2 protein-coding genes are annotated in these 759 nt (G+C 59.6%); both read right to left on the bottom strand.

What is annotated here, in order from left to right:
- On the bottom strand, positions 1-431 hold a 431-nt coding region (locus tag A3754_RS24500; RefSeq protein ID WP_304439870.1), incomplete at its 3' end, for a nitrilase-related carbon-nitrogen hydrolase.
- A 49-nt stretch (positions 432-480) separates the two neighbouring features.
- Positions 481-759 (bottom strand): agmatine deiminase family protein (locus A3754_RS24505; RefSeq protein ID WP_197468845.1); only part of this gene is annotated, 279 nt, incomplete at its 5' end.

Here is a 759-nt window from a genome sequence, read left to right on the forward strand (position 1 = left end):
GGGCTGAAGCCGCTGCGGCCATCGTTGAAGTCTGCATCGCCGGGGGTGAAATAGAATTTTTCGTAGAAACCCGGGTCGTCGGGGATATGCATCTTGCGGTAGATGCCGGCCAGGCTGCCGTCTTTTTCCAGCACCACGGCGGTGTTGTGGTACAGGCCGGTGGCGCGCTTTTCGAACAGGCTGCCGACGATCACGATACCCAGCTCTTTGGCCAGTGACCCCAGGGTTTCGGTGCTGGGGCCGGGGATGGGTTCGGCCAGATCAAAGACGCGGGTGTCTTCGGTCTGACAGAAATACAGGCTGCGGTGTAATTCCTGCAGTAGCACCAGCTCCGCGCCCTGGGCGGCGGCCTCGCGCACCTGCGACAGGGAATGATCCAGGTTGGCTTGCAGGTCGGCGGTGTTTGTTTGCTGGATAACGGCAACACGCATGGGCATTTTCCTTGTACTGGGCTGGCTGGGCTCAGTGTTGAATAGATAATTAAAGCGCGCCTTGCGGCAATTGCATGGTGACACAGTGCAGGCTGCCGTGCTGTTCGATCAGTACCCGGCAGTTGACGGCCACCACGCTGCGTGGTCCGGCGACGGATTGCAGGGCATCCAGTGCTTGTTGGTCCGTGTCGCAGCCATAAATCGGCACCAGAATTTTCTCGTTGGTGATCAGAAAGTTGGCGTAGGTGGCTGGCAGGCGTTCTCCCTCGCGGCAATACTGGGCAGACGGCAGTACCAGCGGAACCAGGGTCAAATCATGCTGATCCGC

Source organism: Alcanivorax sp. HI0083 (assembly GCF_001635175.1).